Below are 20,018 nucleotides of genomic sequence, written 5' to 3'. Positions count from 1 at the left end.
GCACCCTCAAGCGCCCCGGCACGGCACTACTGCGTCTTTATAGAGCACATCTTGCTGCCTCCAGGCCGCGAGATGCCATAGCGCGTAAAGATCTTCAACTGTTCGGCCAGGCACCTCTGATCGACGACTTGCGCGACGCCGGGCATGCGGAGCAGCTTGTCGATCATCGCGTCCCCACCGGAAGCCGGCTTCATCGCCAGACGGAACGAGACAGGCATGTCGGATGGCTTCGTTGCCTGTACGAGAGCCTTGTTGTCAGCATAGGAACGGCGGAAGTTTTCGTACGCCTCTTGCTGATCTTCGAAGTGCACTGATGCGACGCCTGGCATCCTCTCGATCGCCGTCGCTATGGCTCGCTGCTGGGCCAGCGTGATTCCTTTTCCTTTATGCCGATCTTTCTTTGACGGTCCGGCGCCGCACGCCGGCATGGGCGAATGATCCACGCATAGGAAGACCGTGACCTCCATCTTCGGCGGCTCGGCGGCTCCCGTCAGGGCGTTCAGCGATGTACGTGAGGCGTCGGCCACCCCGCCTATCGCCTTCGCCTTTCCGATCAGGGCATCCACGTCGGCTCCGGGCTTGAGCTTGAGCCGGAACGACGCGAACATGTCGCTCATCTCGACCCCGTCAATCACCGCCTTGTTGTCGGCGTAGTGCTGACGAAAACTCTCGTAGGCCGTCGCCTGATCTTCGAAAGACACCCACTCTACGTCCGACTGCTCTCTCAGAGTCGCCCGTAGCTCCCCCACCTGCTCGGCCGTAGCGGCGCCGGCGCAATCGGGGCTCTTCGACGTGCTGGAGCACAGGAAAAGACGGACCTCGCGCGGCCCCTTCTCGCTGACCGGCGGATTGGCCGCCACCGCGCGTTGCTCGTCGCCGGCAGACGTGAGTGCGGCCACGGTCGCCGCCCCCGCGAGCACCACCGTGACCCCAGCCACAGCAAGCAAGCGGAAATCGACGCGACGGCGCCGGTCGAGTGATTGGAGCGGCCGCAGCGTGCTGGGATCGACCGTGGCACCGGCCTCAGTGAGAGCCGCACGTAGACGTTCTTCCACAGGGCTGTTCATGAACCCTCCTCAAGTGCTCGGCCGAGAGCCGCGAGCCCTCGTGCGATCGTGGATCTGGCGGTGCCCCCGCTGATGCCCATCGTCTCGGCGATCTCCTGGTCGGACAGATCGAGGTAGTAACGCAACGTCAACGCTTCGCGCTGCCTGCTCGGCAGCTCGCGCAAGGCCAGCAGCACCTCGCGGCGCTCCTCGCTCACCAGGACGGCGCTCTCCGCGGACCAGACAGGCGGTTCGTACGGCACGGCGCGACGGAACGCGATCGCCCGCCTCCGCATCACGGACCGGCAGCCGTTGAACACCGCGGAACGCACATAGGCCAGCGCCTTGTCCGGATCTCGCAGCCTCCAGCGGCTGGCGTGGGTGCGCGTGAACGCCTCCTGGACGACGTCTTCGGCGGTCGCCTGGTCACCGACCATGACGAGCGCCAGCCGCACGAGACCCACGTGATGCTCAGCGAAGATCGCCGCGACATCGACGCGTTCTCGTATCAGGGGCTCTGGGGGGGAAAGCTGCTCGACTTTCACATTACAGAGACGCTCCAGAGCCTCATCTGCTGCTCCTGCCACATGACCAACTTCCGCGAGGGCCACCCGGCGGGAAGGAACCCGCTACACGGCGGACCGGAGGGAGAGCATCATCGCCTCGACCGCGATCTGCGGGTTGACGTTGGCGTCGAGGCGTTCGCGGCATCGCATGATCGCATCGATCCGTCGCAACGTCTCCTCCGGCGTCGACACCTTGGCCAGCTGGTCCAGGTCGAAGCGGATGTCGTCGTTGGCCAGCTCCACGCCGGACGCGAACTGCATGGCCAGGACGTCCCGATAGAACGACACCAGCTCCAGCAGCGCCGCGTCGAGCGAGTCGCGTTTGATGCGCGTGGCGCGCGACTTCTGCCGGTCCTCCAACTCCTTCAACGCCCCGGCGCCGCCGCGCACCAGCCCACGGTTGAGGCCTTTGCCCGTGGACCCCTCGCCGTAGATCTTGCGTAGCTCGGTGGTCTCGGTCTCGTTGAGCGCGGCCGTCGCCGCCGCGGCCTCTTCTTCGGCCGTTTTGACCAGGCGTTCGGCGGCCGAGACGCACTCGCCGACCCCGGACAGCGAGCGAGGGATGGCCAGGACGGCCTCCCGGCGCCGACGTACGTTCTCGTCCAGGGCCAGCGCCCGGGCCCGGCTGATGTGCCCCTGAGAGGCGCGGGCGGCGAAGCGGGCGGTCTCCCAGGGCACGCTGTCGCGGGTGGCCAGCACGTGGGCGACCGCCTCCGTGGCGGGGGTGGCCAGGGTGATCACCCGGCAGCGCGACCGGATGGTGATCATCATGTCGTCGGCGGCGGGTGCGCACAGCAGCCAGACCGTACGTGGAGGCGGCTCCTCGATGGCCTTGAGCAGGGCGTTCGCCGCCGACTCCGTAGCCCGGTCGGCGTCCTCGAACAGGATGACCCGCCAGCGTCCTTGCGTGGGCGCGCCCGCCGCCCTCAGGATGAGCTCGCGCGTCTGCTTGACGCTGTAGGACAGGCCCTGGGGGCGTACCGTCTCGAGATCGGGGTGTGAGCCGATCAGCACCTGGTGGCACTGGTCGCAGTGACCGCAACCGCCGTCCAGGCAGAGCAGCGCCGCCGCGAACGCCCGCGCGGTCTCCTCCCGGCCCGACCCGGGCGGGCCGGTGAACAGCCAGGCATGCGTCATGCCCGCGCCGCGGCCACCCCGTACGGCGTCGCCTGCCGCCGCGGCGGCGCGGGACAGCACGGCCACCGCCTGGTCCTGACCGACGAGGTCATCGAAGACGCTCACCCGACAAGGCTAGTCGCGGATGGCGGGCATCGTGCCCGTGATGTCCTCGGACTCCTGGGGCACCGGATCGGGCAGGATCTCGTGCACCCGGTCCTGGATCAGCCGGGTGATCTGCTCGGGCGGCAGCAGCCCGTCGACCACCAGGTAGCGGTCGGGATCGGCGGCGGCCAGCGTCCGGAACTCCTTGCGCACCCGCTCATGGAACTCCAGCGGCTCCGCCTCGATCCGGTCCGCCGCGCCGCCCAGCCTGGTCAGCCCCACCTGGGGCGGCGTGTCGATCAGCACCGTGAGGTGCGGCACCAGCCCACCCGTGGCCCAGGCGTTGACCTTGGAGACGTCCTCGGGGTCGAGCGCCCGCCCCGCTCCCTGGTAGGCCAGCGACGAGTCCACGTAGCGGTCGGAGATCACCAGCGAGCCGCGGTAGAGCGCCGGTCTGATGACCTTCTCGACGTGTTCGGCCCGGTCGGCGGCGTACAGCAGCGCCTCGGCGCGCGCCGACAGCCCACGTTCGGCCGCGTCGAGCAGGATCGCGCGCAGTCTCATGCCGACCTTGGTCGAGCCGGGCTCACGGGTCTGTACGACGTCGAAGCCCTGGTCACGCAGCCAGATGGCGAGCAGTCGCGACTGGGTGGTCTTACCCGAGCCCTCACCACCCTCGAACGCCACGAACAGCCCCGGCACCTGCTCCGCCGTCTCCGACTTCGGCCGCTCGCCGCGCACCGCCGCGATCAGGTCCTCGGAGAGCGAGACGCCCTTCCTGTCGTCCATGTGGCGCAGCGCCAGCAGGCCGACGACCGTCGCGAGCACGCCACCGACCACCAGCACCAGGTTGGAGCCGTCGAACTGGTAGATCACGTCGCCCACCCTCAGCGGGTGCGCGCCGACGAGCGCGGCCAGCGGGTTGGCCACCGCCACCACGAACAGCAGCGTGACCCGCGCGGTCGACTGCAGGAACGAGAACGTCCGCCCCCGCATCGAGTCCTCGACCTCGAGGCCGATGAGCGTGTAGCCGATGATCCACGCGATGCCCGCGCATGCCCCGAGCAGTACGGTCAGCATGACCACGATCACCAGGTTGTGGATGATCGCGATCGCGACCAGCACCACGCCCGCCACGATGATCGCCAGACCGAACAACCGGCGCCGCGACAGCTCGCGCAGCAACCGGAGGCCGAAGAACATGCCCAGCGCCATGCCGACGAAGACCGCGGCGAACACCACTCCGTAGGCCGCGTCGCCGCCGCCGAGCGCGCTCACGTAGATCTTCGCGACGCCCACGACCGCGCCGCCGGCCGCGAACGCTCCCAGCATGCCGATGATCAGACCGCGCACCAGCCGGTCGCCGCCCACGAACCGCCAGCCTTCGACGATCTGCTTGAGCACCGACGGTGTGGAAATGGCGCCGTCCCGCGTGGGGATGCCGCGCAGCGTGAAGATCAGGAAGGCGGACACCAGGTAGGCGCACGCGTTGACGACCAGCGCCGGCCCGGTCGGGTCCATGCCGGACAGGAACGGCACGGCGTTCTTCAGCACGTCGCCCACCACGGACAGCGCCGCGAACAGGATCGCGGCGATCGGCGCGCTGCCGTAGATGACCAGCAGGTTGAGCTGGTTGGCCGATTCGAGCTGATCCTTCGGCACCAGGTTAGGGACCGTCGCGTCCTTGGCCGGAACCCAGAACAGGTTGACGCACTCGACCAGGATCGTCGCGACGATGATCCATTGGTAGCTGCCGATCAGCGGGATCGACAGCACCACGGCGAACCGGGCCAGGTCGGAGGTGAACATCGTCACCCGCCGGTCGAAGCGGTCGGCGAACGCCCCCGCGAGAGGTCCGAGCAGGACGGCGGGCAGCATCTTGGCGATGAAGACACCGCCGACGGCCAGCGACTGCGTGCGGTAGTCGCCCTGGGTCAGGTTTCCTGCGAGGGCGGTCAGGGCCAGGATGTTCAGCCAGTCGCCGAGGCTGCACACCGACATCGCCGTCCAGAGCCGGCGGAAAGATGCGTTAGCCAGCACATGTGTCGGTTGGCGTCGGCCACGGGCGGTCATAATGTCAGCGTATCCAGGTGCTCGCCGGAAATGGGAAGACAGGAGACGAGCCGGATATACCCGGCTGCTCGTCGCTGAGAGTATTACGTATACGGGCCGTCGCGCATGATACACAGCTCGAATAGGCCCCCGAAAACACCAGACAGATCCCCTCTTGTCCCGCTAGTCCCTTTTGTACGGCCGGGCGAGCTCCACCAACGGCTGCCAACCGGCCCGCACCGGCTCAGGCAGCACCAGCTCATCCCAGAGCTCCACCAGCAGCAGCCCGTCGAGGTGCTCGAGCAGCTCCCGCTGACTCCCTTCCCGCAACAACAGGACGTAGGCGTCCCGGCGATCCTCGCGATCGGCCAGGTCATAGGTCCTGTCGCCGAGGCGGACCGCGGCCAGGGCCCGCAACGCGGGCAGGCGCGGCAACCGGTTGGGCACATGGAACGGGCGCCCGTCGGCCCCCTGATAGGTGGTGAACTCGACCTTGGCCTCCAGCACCAGCCGGAACCCGGCGGCATCGAGGATGCGCCCGGCCGTTTCGAGCGTGGGCGACTTCCGGCCGTGCTCGTAGGCCGACAGCGTCGTCCGCGACGTGCCGCTCATGCCGGCCAGCGTTTTCTGGTTCATGCTGGCCGCGTGTCTGGCCTGTTTGAGCAGCAGTCCGCCGCGCTCCGCCCAGAACGTGACGTCGGGCGTCGGCCCCTCAGGCGCCTCGCCCCGCTCGGGCAGCAGGTCGCCGAACGCCCCCTCCACCGGGGAAGAGATCATCCCGCCTCCAACGTATCCGCTTGGATACTACCCCCTCGCGGCTTGAGTGACCAGCGGATCGCGGAAAGTCAGCAGCGCCGTTCAAGCACCGCGGGAGTCAAGCACCGCGGGAGTCAAGCACCGCGGGAGTCAGGAGCGCAGCTCACGCGCACGGAGGTCGGGAGCGCAGCTCACGCGCACGGAGGTCGGGAGCGCAGCTCACGTAGCACGGAGGCCAGGAGAGCAGCTCACGTGGCATACGGAGATCAGGAGCGCAGCTCAAGCAGCGTGATCTCGGGCGGCGCTCCCACCCGGACCGGCGGCCCCCAGAACCCGGCGCCGCGCGTCACGTACACCTGCACCCCATCAACCGTCGCCAGCCCCGACACGACCGGCTGCTGCAGCGGCACCACGAGGTTGAACGGCGCCAGCTGCCCGCCATGCGTGTGCCCCGACAGCTGCAGGTCCACGCCATAACGCGCGGCCTGCGAGACCTGAACCGGCTGGTGGGCCAGCAGGACCGTGGAGCGGCTCATATCGCGACCGCCGAGCGCCTTGTCGAAGTCGGGCGCGTCGTTCGCGGTGGCGCCGTTGAGGTCGTTCACCCCGGCCAGGTCGAGCACGCCGCCCTGGTGCCGGATCTCCACCCGTTCGTTCCGCAGCGAGCGAACGCCGAGCCGGTCCAGCTCCTCGATCCACTCACCGGGGCCGTTTCTCGTGTAGTACTCGTGATTACCTGTCACGAAATAGGCGCCATAGCGGGATTCGAGGCTCTGCAGCGGCCTGGCCAGCGGGCCCAGCTCGGCGACCGAGCCGTCGACCAGGTCGCCGACGATCGCCACCACGTCGGCCCGCAGACCGTTGATCATGCGCACGATGCGCTCGGTGTGCGCCTTGCCCGTGAGCGGCCCCAGGTGGATGTCGCTGACCACGGCGAACCGCAGCCCACTCAGCCTGGAGTCGAGCCCGGCCAGCGTGACCTTGACCGGTTCGATCACCGGATCACCCAGCGCGGCACCGATGCCGTACCCGACAGTGCCGAGCGCGCCCACGCCCGCGACGGCGGCGGTGGTCCGTCCGAGGAAGAGCCGCCTGCTCATCGCGTCGCCGCCCGGCGACGGCTCCACCCCCGAAACCTGCCCAAAACCCGAAATATCCGAAACATCCGAGGCGGGCACAGTAACCGGCCGCGCCACGGCTACAGGCGACGGCGACACGGCCGCCCGCCCCCGGACCAGCGCTAACCACGCCACCAACCGGGGAATCTCCAGCAGAACCAGAGCGATCACCAGGTAGAACATGATCGCGATCCAGAGATACCCCGGCCACGCCAGCCACTGGAACATCTCCAGCCGCATCCCCGCGAACGTCAAGACGACCAGCAGAAGGAGCCCCACCAACCCCCAGGTCAGGCCCGTGCGCACCTGCCCCCGCCGAGTGGTCGAGCGCACCATCCGATCCCACAGATAGAGATGCGCCGCGAACACCAAGCCCACGAAGACCAAGACCACCACGCGGCAATGCTACTTACGACTTGGCCGCCGGCTTCTTCGCGGGTGCCTTCTTGGCCGGCGCCTTCCTGGTCGTCGTCTTCTTCGGCGCCGGAGCCCGCTCACGCCGTTCGGCCAGCAGCTCCGCCGCCCGCTCGATCGTGATCTCCTCGACCGTGTCGCCCTTGCGCAGCGACGCGTTCGTCTCGCCGTCGGTCACGTAGGGACCGAATCGCCCCTCCTTGACCACGACGGGCTTCTTGGAGTTGGGGTCCTCACCCAGCTCGCGCAGCGGCGGCGCGGCCGCCGCCCGGCCCCTGCCCCGCGGCTTGGGCTGGGAGAACAGCTCCTTGGCCTGCTCGATCGTGACCGTGAACAGCTCCTCCTCCGCGGTCAGCGACCGCGTTTCGGAGGCCTTCTTCAGGTACGGACCGAACTTCCCGTTGTACGCGACGACCTCCTCGCCCTCCAGCTCGCCGACGACCCGGGGGATCGACAGCAGCTTGAGCGCGTCCTCGAGCGTCACGGTGTCGAGCGACATCGACTTGAACAGCGAGCTCGTCCGCGGCTTGGCCGCGTCGGCCTTCTTGGTGCGCCGCTTCGGGGTCTCCTCCTCCTGCGTGGGCAGGATCTCGGTGACGTACGGCCCGAATCGCCCGTCCTTGGCCACGATCTTGTGCCCGGTAACCGGGTCGGTCCCCATCTCACGGTCGCCGGTGGGCCGCGAGAAGAGCTCCTCCGCCTTCTCGGCGGTCAGTTCGTCGGGCGTCGTGTCCTCGGGCACGTTCACCCGAGCGCCGCCCCTGTCAAGGTATGGGCCGTATCGCCCGACCCTGATGACGATGTCGGTGCCCCTGATCGGGAAGGAGCTGATCTCCTTGGCGTCGATGTCGCCAAGGTCGGTGACCATCTCCTTCAGGCCCTCGTCGCCGTCCTCGCCGTAGTAGAAGCGCTGCAGCTCCGGCACCCGCTCCGCCCGGTCGTTGGCGATGTCGTCGAGCACCTTCTCCATCTCGGCGGTGAAGTCGTAGTCGACCAGGTTGCCGAAATGCTGCTCCAGCAGGTTGACCACGGCGAACGCCAGGAAGGACGGCACCAGCGCGGTGCCCTTCTTGAACACGTAGCCACGGTCGAGGATCGTGCCGATGATCGAGGCGTACGTCGAAGGACGCCCGATCTCCCGATCCTCCATCTCCTTGACCAGCGAAGCCTCGGTGTAGCGAGCGGGCGGCTTGGTCGAGTGGCCGGCCACGTCGAGCCGCGAGACGCTCAGCGCGTCGCCCTCGGTCAGGTTCGGCAGCCGCTTCTCGGAGTCGTCACGGTCGGTCGACGGATCGTCGGCGCCCTCGACGTACGCCTTGAGGAAGCCGTAGAACGTGATCGTCCGGCCCGAGGCGCTGAACTCGACGTTCTCGCCGGTGGCGGACGCGCCGCGCACCTTTACCGTGACGGACTCGCCGACCGCGTCCTTCATCTGGGACGAGACGGTCCGCTGCCAGATCAGCTCGTATAGGCGGAACTGGTCACCGTTCAGCCCGGTCTCACCGGGAGTGCGGAACTCCTCCCCGGAAGGCCGGATCGCCTCGTGCGCCTCCTGCGCGCTCTTGACCTTGCTGGTGTAAACACGCGGCTTGTCGGGAACGTACGCAGAGCCGTACAGCTTGATCGCCTGGGAGCGCGCGGCCGCCACCGCCGTCTCCGACAGCGTGATGCTGTCGGTACGCATGTAGGTGATGAAGCCGTTCTCGTAGAGCCGCTGCGCCACCTGCATCGTGTACTTGGCGGAGAAGCCCAGTTTCCGGCTCGCCTCCTGCTGCAAAGTGGTCGTCCGGAAGGGAGCGTACGGCTTACGGGTGTACGGCTTGCGCTCGACGGACTTGACGGCGAACGACGAACCCTGGAGCCGGCCCGCCAGCTCACCGGCGGCGGCCTCCGACAGGTGGAGCACGTCGTTCGTCTTCAGCAGGCCGGTGGTGGCGAAGTCGCGCCCCTGGGCGACCCGCTTGCCATCGACCGAGGTCAGCGACGCGGTGAAGTCACGCGGACGCTCCTCTGCCTTGCCCGTGTCGAACAGCGCCTGCAGGTCCCAGTAATGGGCGGACGTGAACGCCATGCGCTCCCGCTCGCGCTCCACCACCAGCCTGGTCGCCACCGACTGCACCCGGCCCGCCGACAACCGCGGCTTGACCTTCTTCCACAGGACCGGGCTGACCTCGTAGCCATAGAGCCGGTCGAGGATGCGCCTGGTCTCCTGGGCGTCGACGAGGCGCAGGTTCAGGTCGCGCGGATTGGCCACCGCGTCCCTGATGGCCTGCGGGGTGATCTCATGGAAGACCATGCGGTGCACCGGCACCTTGGGCTTGAGCACCTCGCGCAGGTGCCATGCGATGGCTTCGCCCTCGCGGTCCTCGTCAGTGGCCAGATAGAGTTCGTCGGCATCCTTCAGCAGCTGCTTCAGCTTGCTGACCTGCGATCTCTTGTCGGGGTTGACGACGTACAGCGGCTCGAACTCATGCTCGACATTGACCCCGAGGCGCGCCCATGGCTCCCCCTTGTACTTCTCGGGGATGTCATCGGCCCGCTCCGGCAGATCGCGGATGTGGCCAATGCTGGACTCGACCATGTAGCCGGCACCGAGGTAGTCCTTGATCGTCTTCGCCTTGGCGGGCGACTCGACGATCACCAGACGGCGGGTTCCACCGGTGCTGCCGTTGTTGGCTGGCACGCTGCTTCCTACCTCACTGTTCGCTTGCAATTCCCCCTGCCGGGAGCCGGCACTGATCTGAAAGGTAACCCGACTCGCGGAATTTTCCTTCCCCCGGGACTACCCACTAGCTTCCGGACCCACCCACAAGCACGCAGAATAAGCCCCATCGAGCGGCATCGCGCCCTGACTCACCCTGGAGACTAATCGTTGTGCTCGACTACTCCTACATGGATATCTTCATTCCGCGCGATCTGTCCCGCGAAGCAGCACGTCAGCTGCTCACCGAACACGCGGAGTACGGTCAGTGGGAGCTCTCACGCGTGCGCCTGCATCCTGACGGAAGCCGTCATGTACGGTTGCGCCGCAAGGTCATGCGCGTCCGCAGCACCCTGTGACCGAACATGGCTTTGCCCGCCCCGGGCCGCGCCCCCGGAACGGGCAAAGCGTCTTTCGCTACTCGCTCACCGGCTGTGAGCGGTAGACGTTCTTGTCCTTACTTCCGGCCGAGCCGGAAGCGGCGGGTGGCCGCGAACAGGGTGGCCGAGGCGGCGAACATCGCGCCCAGGACCAGCGCGAACAGCGAGCCGGTGGTCATCCCGGTGACCCCCGCGGGCTGAGCCGCGCTCATCAGTCCCAGGTCGCCGGTGGGCAGGCCGCTGGTCGCGAGCTTCACCGCACCACCGACAGGAGTACCGGCGAGCAGCGAGGTGGCCGGGGCCAGAGGCGAGTGCTGCGTGTCCTCGGCGCGGGCGGCGTGGGTGACCGGAGCCTTGCCGTTCTTGACGTGCTTGGCCGGGGTGACGTGCCTGACGGGGGTGGCGGGCTGGCCGGGCAGACCGGGCAGCTCGGGCAGGCCGAACAGCTCGTGCAGGTCACCGACCAGCGGCATGTCGCCGACGACCGGCAGCTCAGGTGAGCCGCCGCCGCGCATCGGGGTGATGTTGCCCACGCCCTGCAGGCCGCCCAGAACCGGGACCGGGGGAAGCGCGGGCAGCACGCCGCCGGGCTTGGAGTCGGCGGCCTGGTGGGAGCTGTAGTGGCCGTAGGGGTGGTAGCCCTCGCCGCCGGGCTTGCCGACGCTCGAGCCACCGAGGCACCCGGCGGCGGCGTCGCCGAGCACGGCCACGGCGTTGCCGCAGACGTTGATCGGCGCGGTGATCGGGGCGATCACCTGGTTGCCGCCGAGCACGGAGCCCTTGCCGGAGGTGGTGTTGCCACCCGCGCCCGAACCGCCGTTCTTGACCGAGGCGCCGCCCTTGCAGTGAGCTCCGGACAGCCCGAGCACGGCCACGGCGTTGCCGCAGGCGTTGATCGGCGCGGTGATCGGCGCGACCACCTGGTTGCCACCGAGCACGGAACCCTTGCCAGACGTGGTGTTGCCACCCGCGCCGCCCCTGCCACCGTTCTTGACCGTGGCGCCGCCCTTGCAGCCCGCGAACGCCTTGCCGATCACGGCCACCGCGTTGCCGCAGACGTTGATCGGCGCGGTGATCGGCGCGACCACCTGGTTGCCGCCGAGCACGGAGCCCTTGCCGGACGTGGTGTTGCCACCGGAGCCGCCCTTGCCGGTGTTCTTGACCGAGGCGCCGCCCTTGCAGCCGGCGTGCGCGTTGCCGACGGCGTTGCCGCAGGCCACGATGGGCAGGTTGACCGGTGCGATGACCTGGTTGCCGCTGCCGACCCCGAAGCGCCCGTCGGTGTCGTTGCCCGTCGAGCCGTGCGGGCTCCGGTAAGGGGTGTGCCCGCCGTTGGTCACGGACGAGCCGCCCTTGCAGCCCGCGAACGCCCTGCCGATCACGGCCACCGCGTTGCCGCAGACGTTGATCGGTGCGCTGATCGGCGCGATGACCTGGTTGCCACCGAGCACGGAACCCTTGCCCGAGGTGTGGTTGCCACCGGCCCCGCCCTTGCCGGCGTTCTTGACCGTGGCGCCGCCCTTGCAGCCCGCGTCAGACTTGCCGATCAGGGACAGGGCGTTACCGCAGGCGTTGATCGGGACGTTGATCGGCGCGTTGACCTGGTTGCCGCCGAGGACGCTTCCCTTGCCGGAGGTCTTGTTGGAGCTGCCGCCCTTGCCGGTGTTCTTGACCGTGGCGCCGCCCTTGCAGCCCGCGTCAGAGCTGCCGAGCACGGACAGCGCGTTGCCACAGGCGTTGATCGGCGCGCTGATCGGCGCGTTGACCTGGTTGCCGCCGAGGACGCTCCCGTCGCCGGAGGTCTTGTCGGAGGTGCCGCCCTTGCCGCTGTTGACTACCGTGGCGCCGCCCTGGGAACGCGCCTGGGACCTGCCCAGCACGGCGGCGGAGTTGCCGCTGATGTCGATCGGCAGCGAGACAGGCAGGTTGACCTGGTTGCCACCGCCGACGGAAGAGTCGCCGGAGGTGTCGGCCAGCGCGGTGCCGCTGCCGAAGGACATGACGGCTACAGCTAGAAGAGCCGCGGGGGCCGAAGCCTTCGCCCACGTACGCATGATGAATGCTCCTACTTGGTTCATAGGGGGATACCTGACAGTTCGCGGGCAGCCGAGGGCATGCGAGGTCGCAGTACGCCGCGCACAGCGGAGACCTCGGGGAATCGCGAACCAAGATGACTGACATGTGACCCGCTGGCGGAGGGGATCTAGCCGCGCTCCGCCGCCGTACTCATCGGAATCTGTGGCGGGGGTCAGTCAGGTGAGAAAGAGGGGTCATCCGCCGCTGTGCGGACGACCGGAGGAAGCACGGACGCCAAGGGGACGCGCCGAGCCTCGACACGCGGGTCGAAGAAGGACCTCGCGATATCTCCCATGCTTGGCCCGAACGGGCCGCTGCCACCGCCGTTGGGCACCAGACCATTGGTGTCCAGGATGTCGGTCGCAGGAGAAGCAGGCGGCAGGCCGGGATCGGACTGGCTGTTGAGCCCGTCGACCGTCCGCCCCGCCATCGCCTCGGCGTTGTCCGACGCCGAGACCTTTCCGATCGCCTCGGCGTTGTCCGGTGCCGAGACCTTTCCGATCGCCTCGGCGTTGTCCGACGCCGAGATCTTTCCGTCAGCCGTGGGGAAACCGTCCGTGATGGACCCGGTGACGGTGTGAGAGGTGTCGGCTGCTGTGGCCGTCCCTGTCGCCGCGGTGGAATCCGCGGCCGCCGGAGCGGCGAAGAGCAGTCCGAAGAGAACGGCGAGCAGCCATCCCGCGGCCAGCAGGACGCCGGCCGCGACTACTCGTGCGATGACCTGGCGGGCGCCGGCCGCGAACCGCGCCATCCGGGCGGCCCGATCGGCGATCGCATCCTCCGCGAGGATGATCACGGGCACGCGCCGGGCAGCGAGTGCGGGCATTGCCCGCCACCACCGCACCGGCATGCGTGCCACGTGAACCCTCCTTCAGAAGCACCAGGACCGACCTCACACTGTGAGGCCGGTCCGTGGACTCACCCCTCAACGATCCGTAACCGTAGCATCACTCAAGGTTGCCGCAAGGGGTTTTCAGCAGTGATCCAGGAAGCGGTCAAGCACCCGCACCCCAAACCTGAGCGAATCCACCGGCACCCGCTCGTCGACCCCATGGAACATCCCAGAGAAGTCCAGGTCGGCAGGCAACTTGAGCGGCGCGAACCCGTATCCCCGGATGCCGAGCCTGCTGAAGGACTTAAGATCCGTCCCTCCTGACATCGTGTACGGCACGGCGCGCCCGGCCGGGTCCTCGGCCAGCAGCGCCTCCACCATGGCCGTCACCAGCGGCCCCTCGAAGCCGAACTCCAGCGCCACCTGGTGCTGCACGAACTCCCTCGTGACGTTGGGCCCGAGCAGCTCGTCGATCGTGGCGAAGAACTCCTCCTCGAAGCCCGGCAGGAACCGCCCGTCGATGGTCGCCGAGGCCGTCTGCGGCACCACGTTCGCCTTGTAGCCGGCCTCCAGCATGGTCGGATTGACCGTGTTGCGGAGCCCCGCGCCCAGCATCCTGGCCACCGGCCCCAGCTTGTCGATCGCGGCCTCGGGATCGCCCCCGCCTATCTCCTCCAGGAACCTGCTCATGGTCGGCGTCAGCCGTACCGGCCACTCATGCCGTCCCACACGCGCCACGGCGTCGGCGAGCTCGGTCACGGCGTTGTCCAGATTGAGCATCGACCCGTGCCCGGCCCGGCCGTTCGCGGTCACCCGCATCCACGCCATGCCCTTCTCCGCGGCCTCGATCAGGTAAAGCCGCCGATCCTCCCCGATCGACACGCTGAACCCGCCGACCTCCCCGATCGCCTCCGTGACCCCCTCGAACAGCTCCGGGTGCTCCTCGACCAGGAACTTCGCCCCGTACTCACCGCCCGCCTCCTCATCGGCGGTGAACATGAGCACCACGTCACGCCCGGGCCGGCGCCCTTCCTGGAGCCGCTGCCGCACGACCGCCAGGATCATCGCGTCCATGTCCTTCATGTCCACGGCCCCACGCCCCCAGACACACCCGTCGGCCACTTCCGCCGAGAGCGGATGATGCCGCCAGTCACTCGCGTCGAACGGCACGACGTCGAGATGCCCGTGCAACAGCAGCGCGTCACGGCCCGGATCGGTGCCCTCGATCCGCGCGACGACGTTCGCCCGCCGATCGTCGCTCTCCAGGATCGCCACCTCGAGCCCTACTTCGGCGAGCTTCTCCGCGACATACTCGGCCGCCGCCCTCTCCCCGGGCCCCGCGTTGTCGCCGGCGTTGGTCGAATCGATACGGATCAGATCACGGCACAGCTCGACGACCTCGTCCTCGGCCATGGAGGCTCCTTCAATCGGGTACGGATTGCCGTCTCATCCTGCCTCCGGAATCCTGGTATGACGCACCCCTCAGAGTTTGCTAACCTTACGGAGCCGACGCGGGATGACGGTCCCACGTGCAGGCACCAAGTCCGGGTGGCGGAATAGGCAGACGCGCTAGCTTGAGGTGCTAGTGCCCTTTGCGGGGCATGGGGGTTCAAGTCCCCCCTCGGACACAGACCCGTACCCCATAGAGTCCTGGTTGCTCGAAGCAGCGACCAGGACTTTGTGCTGTGAGGGGTGGTAAACCAGCTGCAGGCCGAGGCTGGCGTAGATCTTGGCCTTGCGGGTCGGGTCGGCTCTCCCCAGCACCTCGACCAGACTCCCCAGATCGCGCAGCGACACAGCCAGGCTGTCGCGGTCGAAGAGACGGCGCCGGGCGACGGGGAGCCGCGTGAGCCTGTGTTGCAGCTCAGTCTTTCGACCTTGCTCCTCACTCATCCAGCTCGCGATCAGCACCGGGTCGGCGCCGGCTTCCAGGGCCGCACGGTGGCGAGCCAGCTTCCGATCGCATTCGGCCATCTGCCGCTTGAGGGCCTCGGTCTCGTGCAGTTCCGGGGATGGCGCCTCGTGCGCTGTGACCAGGAGATCCAAGGTGCGGTCGATGTTCGACGGAGTGAACAGGCGCCCCAACCAACGGTCGAGCTTGGGGGCTATGTCGACCTCGCGCAGGTAGACGTTGCGAGGGTGCGTCACACGGTTGGCGAGCGCGTACTCCTCCGGGAATCTGCACCGGTAGTAGGGCATCTCGTTGGCCCAATGCCCTTTCACCACCGCCTCGAAGCCGCGATCAGGACGTCGGAGTTCCGCCAGCAGCCTCGCTGCTTGGGGACGACGCTGCCAGGGAATCGAGCGTGACTTGTCCACATCGAAGAACTCCGCCACGACCGCTCCCCCGCGTGACTCGATCAGCGCACGAGAGCGGGTGAGCTGCCAGGCACGGGAGGACGCGGGGTCTTGGTTGTCCTCTGTGGAAACCCGGCCGTAGAAGCCGAAACGAATGGTGTCCATGTCGCTCCTCATGCGGCATCGGCGTGGACGCTCTGAGACCCGTGAGCCTCCAACAGGATCGCAAGCAGCTCTGCCGCAGCGCCCGCGTTCAGTGTGGGAAGTCCAGGCGGGAGGACGACCACCAGCTCGTTGACTGCCTTCATGCCGCCCTCCCTTCAGTTGCCGAAAGATCTTGGTCTCCGGCTTCCGCTTGGAGTCGGGCCATGTGGACGCGCCAGCGTTGCCGCTCGGCGACCGAGCGCAGGAGCCGTACCGCCAGTGGCGCGAGGTTGGCGTCTCCGGCCGGGACGGGCTTCCAGACGTAGCGGTGTGGGTCGGTCAGCTGGTCGGTCTGGCCGAGGGCTTCCAGGACCCAGGTGCGGCGGTCCTGCTTGTGTTCGGCGAGGGTCTTGTTGGACCACTTGCGGGAGACCAGGACGCGGCGTCCGGCGTAGCCGAGGTGGTCGGGCGTGTGAGCCTTGCCCCGGCACCGGCCGGGAGCCATCCCCTGCTTGGCGCCCTTGGGCTGGACGCCGTAACGCAGCCAGTTCGGGCAGGTCGGCGAGCAGGGCTCGAAGCGCAGCGCCTCAGCCATCCGTGCGGCGTGGTCGCGCTGGGCCTGGTCGTCCGGGTCGAGGCTGTCACTGATCGACTTGGTGAGGTACTTGGACAGGTATCGGATGCACTGGTCGGCATTCGGAGTACCGGCGAGCATGCCTTGCACGTCTACCTGGACGCCGAAGCGAAGCACATGCAGGGGTTCGGCCGCCTCGTCGGTGTCGAGCTGGCCGAGAGCTTGATCCCAGGTGGGCAGCACCTCGCCACGCCGGGTTCGGCGGGCGGGTCCGGGAAACGGACCTGGAGCAATCCAGGCACCGCGCCCGGGCTCGACCCAACACGTTCGCCTGGCTGGTCCGCTACCGCCGCCTGGTGCGCATCTATGAACGCAAGCCCGAACATCACGAAGCCATGATCTGGTGGGCCACCGTGCACCAGATGACCCGCCGCCTGACCCGCGAACTGGCAGGTCGGCCGCCCCCGAGCCGCTGGGGCGATCCGCCGCCGCTCCGCACCTGTCCAGCCCCGACCGGCGCGGCAAGGTCCTGCAACTCCTGACCGCTCAGCCCTGGCGAGCCTGGAATGAAAGCGAACTGGCCGCCATCCTCGGGATTGAGAACGGCAACAGCTTCCGCGTCCAACTGTCCCAATGGTCCCACCAGGGCTACATCAACAAGATCGGACCAGCTCTCTACGCACCCATGCCCGCCAGCACTTAAGCCTTCGTCAGCAGGCTCTTACGGGTGATCCGCAGGTGCTCGATCGCTTCGTGCAGTTCGCCGAGGTGCGCGGCCATGGCGTCAATCTCCGCCTGGGTCTGCTCGATCTGGCCGGTCAGGGCCCGCTCGCGGGCGTCGATCTTGTTCAACAGCCACGTGCCGGGGTCCGGTTGCTGTGCATCTGGCCTGGTCATGTCGACCGCCACGACGGTGCGGGGGCGCGGGTCAGCCGGCTGCGGCTCGCCGTAGCTTCAGGATCTCTTATTACGCTTACGTGCTGCCGGACTGCTCGCCTCGGCGCCGATGCTCGTCGCGACTCTGCGCGACCTGCATCGGCTGCCGTCATGCGGTGACCACCGTCAAAGTGGATCAACCCCAGTTGGATCGCCGGTGTTGCGGTCGCCAACTCGTGAACAAGCGTTGCCACTTTCTGACCGACGCACTCACCTGGCCTGCCGGTGCGGCACAACGTGTCAGGCGAGTCATGCGTCGCGTCCTGTCGGAGCGACGAACCTGGCCAGGAGGGCTTGGAGGGTTTCGAGCTCGGCGTCGGTGAATGATCCGAACAGGTCTTCCGCGGCGCCGGCCGCGAGGCGCTGGGCGGTGTCGAGAGCGTCGATGCCCTTGTCGGTCAGGCTGAGATTGGCCACCCGTTTGTCGGTGCTGGACCGGGCCCGGGAGAGGTAGCCGAGGGTTTCGAGGTCTTCGACGGTACGGACCATGCCCGCCTTGTCGCTGCCGGTCTGTCGGATCAGGTCGCGCTGGGTCGAGACGCCGTCGCGGCGCAGGAGCATCATCACGCCGAAGTGGCGGCCGGTCAGTCCGAGTGAGGAGAGGGCGTTGTTCAGCGCCCCGGCGGCTCGTTGGTGCGACTGGCGCAGCAACAGGCCGAGTTGGAGGTCGACTCCGCGCGGCTTCGGCATGGTCCCATCCTATGTTAGATTCACATGGATCGGATTCAAATGAATCTATTGGGCGAGACGAGGACGGCGTGTGACGACGACACAATCAACGGGGGATGCCGCCGTGGTACACAGGCACGCGCCGCGCTGGCCGTGCTGGGTGTTCCGCATCACGAGCACAGTCGCGGTGATCATGCTGTTCGATCAGGCGGTCTTCGCCGGTCAATTCCTCTCCGGCAGCTACGACTCACTGCACGTTCACCGCGAGAACGCGACCTTCGCCGGCATCTCGGTCCTCATCTCCGCCGTCGCGGCCGTACTTCAGCGGTGGCCCGGACGCGGACCCTGGTGGCCCATCCTGGCCTGCCTCGGCCTCTTCGGCCTGATCGGGCTGCAGATCGTTCTCGGATTCTCGCGAGCGATCAGCCTGCATATCCCGCTCGGTGTGGCGATCATCCTCCTCGCCACCGCTCTCGCTGTCTGGGCCTGGAGACGCCGATGACCGAGGAGAACCGCCGGATCACGTTGAGCCGCCGGGCGTTCATCGGCGCCGGCCTTGTCGCCGGCATCGGCCTGGGAGTGGGGATCCCATTCTCCCTCGGCGCGGCCGGATCCACCTCGACCGGCAATCTGCTCCGCAGCCGATTGCCGCTCCCGCAGCCGTTCACGATGCCCTTCCAAACCCCGCCCGTCCTGAAGCCGGTGCGCAGCGACGCCGATACCGACTACTACGAGATCACTCAGACCGCGGCGACGGCCTCGATCCTGCCGGGGGTGAAGACGGCGATCTGGGGCTACAACGGGATCTTCCCCGGCCCCACCATCGTCAGCCGACGCGCCCGCACGACCGTGGTAAGGCACACCAACAACCTTCCCGTTCCCACGGTCGTGCACCTGCACGCCGGCCGTACCCCGCCCGACAGCGACGGATACCCGATCGACTTCGTCTACCCCGTCGACAGGTCCTACATGAACCAGCACATGAACATGGACCACATGAACATGGGCGGCGGCTCGATGGTCGGAGACACCACCGAAGGCCACCGCTCCTACACCTATCCACTCGACCAGCGCGCGGCGATGCTCTGGTACCACGACCACCGGATGGATTTCACCGGCCCGAGCGTCTGGCGCGGACTCGCCGGCCTCCACTTCGTGCGAGACGACGAAGAAGACGCTCTCGGCCTGCCCTCCGGCCCACGCGAGCTCCCTGTCATGATCACCGATCGCAGCTTCGCCGCTGACGGCTCTCTGTCCTACCCGAGCATCGACAGGAGCCTGATGAGGACACCCGGCGTCACCGGCTCATTCGTCGCCGGCGTCCTTGGAGACGTCATGCTCGTCAACGGCACCCCCTGGCCGGTTGCGAAAGTCGACGGCGCCACATACCGCCTGCGCATCATCAACGCCTGCAATGCCAGACGCCTCGACCTGCGTCTCGACCCGCAACCTGATGGCCTCCTGACACAGATCGGCACGGACGGCGGGCTCCTCGCCGCACCAATTCGTCATGAGCATGTCGAACTCGCCCCCGCGCAACGTCTCGACGTCATCATCGACTTCTCCAGCTACAAACTCGGAACCGCAGTGACGCTGCTCAACGACTTCGGTGACGGGAACATGTCCCAGATCATGCGCTTCATTGTTGGTGAGCAAACCGACGAGCCGTTCACAGTTCCCGACAAGCTCTCCACGGTCGAATCGCTCACCGCAGCCCAGGCCGTCACGACCCGCACCTTCCGCTTTCAATCGGGAGACGTCAACCATATGAAGGGCTGGCTCATCGACGGGCAGCCGTTCAGCCCCGACGACATCGCCGCCGCGCCGAAGCTCGGCACCGTCGAGGTCTGGCGGCTCATCGCGGACTTCCATCACCCCGTGCACCTCCATCTCAGCCCCTTCCAGGTGCTCTCCCGAGGTGTCGGCGGCCCCGGAGCATTCGACGCCGGATGGAAGGACACCATCGACCTACGGGCTTCGGAAGAAGCAGCAATCGCGATCAGATTCGACGGTTATCCCGGCAAGTACGTCTTCCACTGCCACAATCTGGAACACGAGGACATGGCCATGATGGCCAACTTCACGACGATCCAATGACGCCGCACCACCCAATCCAGCGGCCGCCCACCACCTCGAGCAACGTGGCAGACGTTGATGACACTGGGCGCGCCGGGCTTAACGAGCATCGCGGCCGCCGGGAACCGGTCTCCACCATGGACACCGCACGACTGGCTC

Annotated in this window: 16 protein-coding genes and 1 tRNA gene; 4 read left to right on the top strand and 13 right to left on the bottom strand. The window is 67.7% G+C overall.

Features of this window, described 5'->3' with window-relative positions; translation table 11 throughout:
* Window positions 1-26: 26 nt before the first annotated feature.
* The 7 genes from AB0H88_RS40445 to topA form a co-directional block, all read right to left on the bottom strand.
* Window positions 27-1,067 carry a permease-like cell division protein FtsX gene (locus AB0H88_RS40445; RefSeq protein WP_357653871.1) on the bottom strand — a complete coding sequence of 347 codons (1,041 nt, stop codon included), beginning with the start codon at window positions 1,065-1,067 and terminating at the stop codon, window positions 27-29.
* Window positions 1,064-1,591, bottom strand: a complete 528-nt coding sequence (locus AB0H88_RS40440; protein ID WP_357653870.1) for a SigE family RNA polymerase sigma factor — start codon at window positions 1,589-1,591, stop codon at window positions 1,064-1,066. Before AB0H88_RS40440 ends, AB0H88_RS40445 begins: the two co-directional genes overlap by 4 nt.
* Before the next feature lie 84 nt (window positions 1,592-1,675).
* On the bottom strand, window positions 1,676-2,854 hold the full coding sequence (locus AB0H88_RS40435; RefSeq protein ID WP_357653869.1) for a DNA polymerase III subunit delta': 1,179 nt from the start codon (window positions 2,852-2,854) through the stop codon (window positions 1,676-1,678).
* A gap of 9 nt (window positions 2,855-2,863) precedes the next feature.
* The gene (gene tmk, locus AB0H88_RS40430; RefSeq protein WP_357653868.1) at window positions 2,864-4,906 is read right to left on the bottom strand and encodes a dTMP kinase; all 2,043 of its coding nucleotides are present in this window, start codon (window positions 4,904-4,906) and stop codon (window positions 2,864-2,866) included.
* A gap of 162 nt (window positions 4,907-5,068) precedes the next feature.
* Window positions 5,069-5,662: a helix-turn-helix domain-containing protein gene (locus tag AB0H88_RS40425; RefSeq protein WP_357653867.1), complete on the bottom strand. Its 594-nt coding sequence runs from the start codon at window positions 5,660-5,662 to the stop codon at window positions 5,069-5,071.
* Window positions 5,663-5,907: 245 nt separating this feature from the next.
* The gene (locus tag AB0H88_RS40420) at window positions 5,908-7,155 is read right to left on the bottom strand and encodes a metallophosphoesterase (RefSeq protein WP_357653866.1); all 1,248 of its coding nucleotides are present in this window, start codon (window positions 7,153-7,155) and stop codon (window positions 5,908-5,910) included.
* 13 nt (window positions 7,156-7,168) lie between these two features.
* Window positions 7,169-9,856, bottom strand: a complete 2,688-nt coding sequence (topA, locus tag AB0H88_RS40415; protein ID WP_357653865.1) for a type I DNA topoisomerase — start codon at window positions 9,854-9,856, stop codon at window positions 7,169-7,171.
* A gap of 191 nt (window positions 9,857-10,047) precedes the next feature.
* On the opposite strand from topA, the gene AB0H88_RS40410 reads away from it, so the two are divergent.
* Window positions 10,048-10,233 (top strand): DUF5703 family protein, encoded by a 186-nt coding sequence (locus AB0H88_RS40410; RefSeq protein WP_175590066.1) that lies wholly within the window; start codon window positions 10,048-10,050, stop codon window positions 10,231-10,233.
* A gap of 98 nt (window positions 10,234-10,331) precedes the next feature.
* Here the strand turns inward: AB0H88_RS40410 and AB0H88_RS40405 are convergent, their stop codons facing one another.
* The 3 genes from AB0H88_RS40405 to AB0H88_RS40395 form a co-directional block, all read right to left on the bottom strand.
* Window positions 10,332-12,308 (bottom strand): chaplin family protein, encoded by a 1,977-nt coding sequence (locus AB0H88_RS40405; protein ID WP_357653864.1) that lies wholly within the window; start codon window positions 12,306-12,308, stop codon window positions 10,332-10,334.
* A 194-nt stretch (window positions 12,309-12,502) separates the two neighbouring features.
* Entirely contained in the window at window positions 12,503-13,180 is a 678-nt protein-coding gene (locus AB0H88_RS40400; protein ID WP_357653998.1) for a hypothetical protein, read from the bottom strand.
* A 123-nt stretch (window positions 13,181-13,303) separates the two neighbouring features.
* Window positions 13,304-14,575 carry a M20/M25/M40 family metallo-hydrolase gene (locus AB0H88_RS40395; protein ID WP_357653863.1) on the bottom strand — a complete coding sequence of 424 codons (1,272 nt, stop codon included), beginning with the start codon at window positions 14,573-14,575 and terminating at the stop codon, window positions 13,304-13,306.
* 129 nt (window positions 14,576-14,704) lie between these two features.
* Between AB0H88_RS40395 and AB0H88_RS40390 the strand changes: the two genes are divergently transcribed.
* Window positions 14,705-14,790 (top strand) — tRNA-Leu (locus tag AB0H88_RS40390).
* Window positions 14,791-15,764: 974 nt separating this feature from the next.
* Here the strand turns inward: AB0H88_RS40390 and AB0H88_RS40385 are convergent.
* From AB0H88_RS40385 to AB0H88_RS40375, 3 genes are all read right to left on the bottom strand, one after another.
* A complete protein-coding gene (locus tag AB0H88_RS40385) occupies window positions 15,765-16,703 on the bottom strand; it encodes a replication initiator (RefSeq protein ID WP_357653862.1) in 939 nt (312 codons plus the stop codon).
* Between the two features lie 174 nt (window positions 16,704-16,877).
* Window positions 16,878-17,075, bottom strand: a complete 198-nt coding sequence (locus AB0H88_RS40380; RefSeq protein WP_357653861.1) for a hypothetical protein — start codon at window positions 17,073-17,075, stop codon at window positions 16,878-16,880.
* 288 nt (window positions 17,076-17,363) lie between these two features.
* A complete protein-coding gene (locus AB0H88_RS40375) occupies window positions 17,364-17,804 on the bottom strand; it encodes a MarR family transcriptional regulator (RefSeq protein WP_357653860.1) in 441 nt (146 codons plus the stop codon).
* A gap of 103 nt (window positions 17,805-17,907) precedes the next feature.
* On the opposite strand from AB0H88_RS40375, the gene AB0H88_RS40370 reads away from it, so the two are divergent.
* Together AB0H88_RS40370 and AB0H88_RS40365 are read left to right on the top strand one after the other, a co-directional pair.
* Window positions 17,908-18,285, top strand: coding sequence for a hypothetical protein (locus AB0H88_RS40370; RefSeq protein WP_357653859.1), 378 nt, complete (start codon window positions 17,908-17,910; stop codon window positions 18,283-18,285).
* On the top strand, window positions 18,282-19,880 hold the full coding sequence (locus tag AB0H88_RS40365) for a multicopper oxidase family protein (protein ID WP_357653858.1): 1,599 nt from the start codon (window positions 18,282-18,284) through the stop codon (window positions 19,878-19,880). The genes AB0H88_RS40370 and AB0H88_RS40365 overlap by 4 nt, the downstream gene beginning before the upstream one ends.
* Window positions 19,881-20,018: the final 138 nt, after the last annotated feature.

This window comes from Nonomuraea sp. NPDC050680 (genome assembly GCF_040654555.1).
Classification (GTDB): Bacteria; Actinomycetota; Actinomycetes; order Streptosporangiales; family Streptosporangiaceae; genus Nonomuraea.
The sequence above is the reverse complement of the archived record's forward strand: the minus strand, read 5'-3'. Positions and strand labels throughout refer to the sequence as shown.

Bases quoted from the DNA above. Each gene is read 5' to 3' on its own strand.
- AB0H88_RS40445 (WP_357653871.1), bottom strand. From the start codon at position 1,067: ATGAACAGCCCTGTGGAAGAACGTCTACGTGCGGCTCTCACTGAGGCC.
- tmk (WP_357653868.1), bottom strand. From the start codon at position 4,906: ATGACCGCCCGTGGCCGACGCCAACCGACACATGTGCTGGCTAACGCA.
- AB0H88_RS40425 (WP_357653867.1), bottom strand. From the start codon at position 5,662: ATGATCTCTTCCCCGGTGGAGGGGGCGTTCGGCGACCTGCTGCCCGAG.
- AB0H88_RS40405 (WP_357653864.1), bottom strand. From the start codon at position 12,308: ATGCGTACGTGGGCGAAGGCTTCGGCCCCCGCGGCTCTTCTAGCTGTA.
- AB0H88_RS40400 (WP_357653998.1), bottom strand. From the start codon at position 13,180: ATGCCGGTGCGGTGGTGGCGGGCAATGCCCGCACTCGCTGCCCGGCGC.
- AB0H88_RS40395 (WP_357653863.1), bottom strand. From the start codon at position 14,575: ATGGCCGAGGACGAGGTCGTCGAGCTGTGCCGTGATCTGATCCGTATC.
- AB0H88_RS40380 (WP_357653861.1), bottom strand. From the start codon at position 17,075: ATGACCAGGCCAGATGCACAGCAACCGGACCCCGGCACGTGGCTGTTG.
- AB0H88_RS40375 (WP_357653860.1), bottom strand. From the start codon at position 17,804: ATGCCGAAGCCGCGCGGAGTCGACCTCCAACTCGGCCTGTTGCTGCGC.
- AB0H88_RS40365 (WP_357653858.1), top strand. From the start codon at position 18,282: ATGACCGAGGAGAACCGCCGGATCACGTTGAGCCGCCGGGCGTTCATC.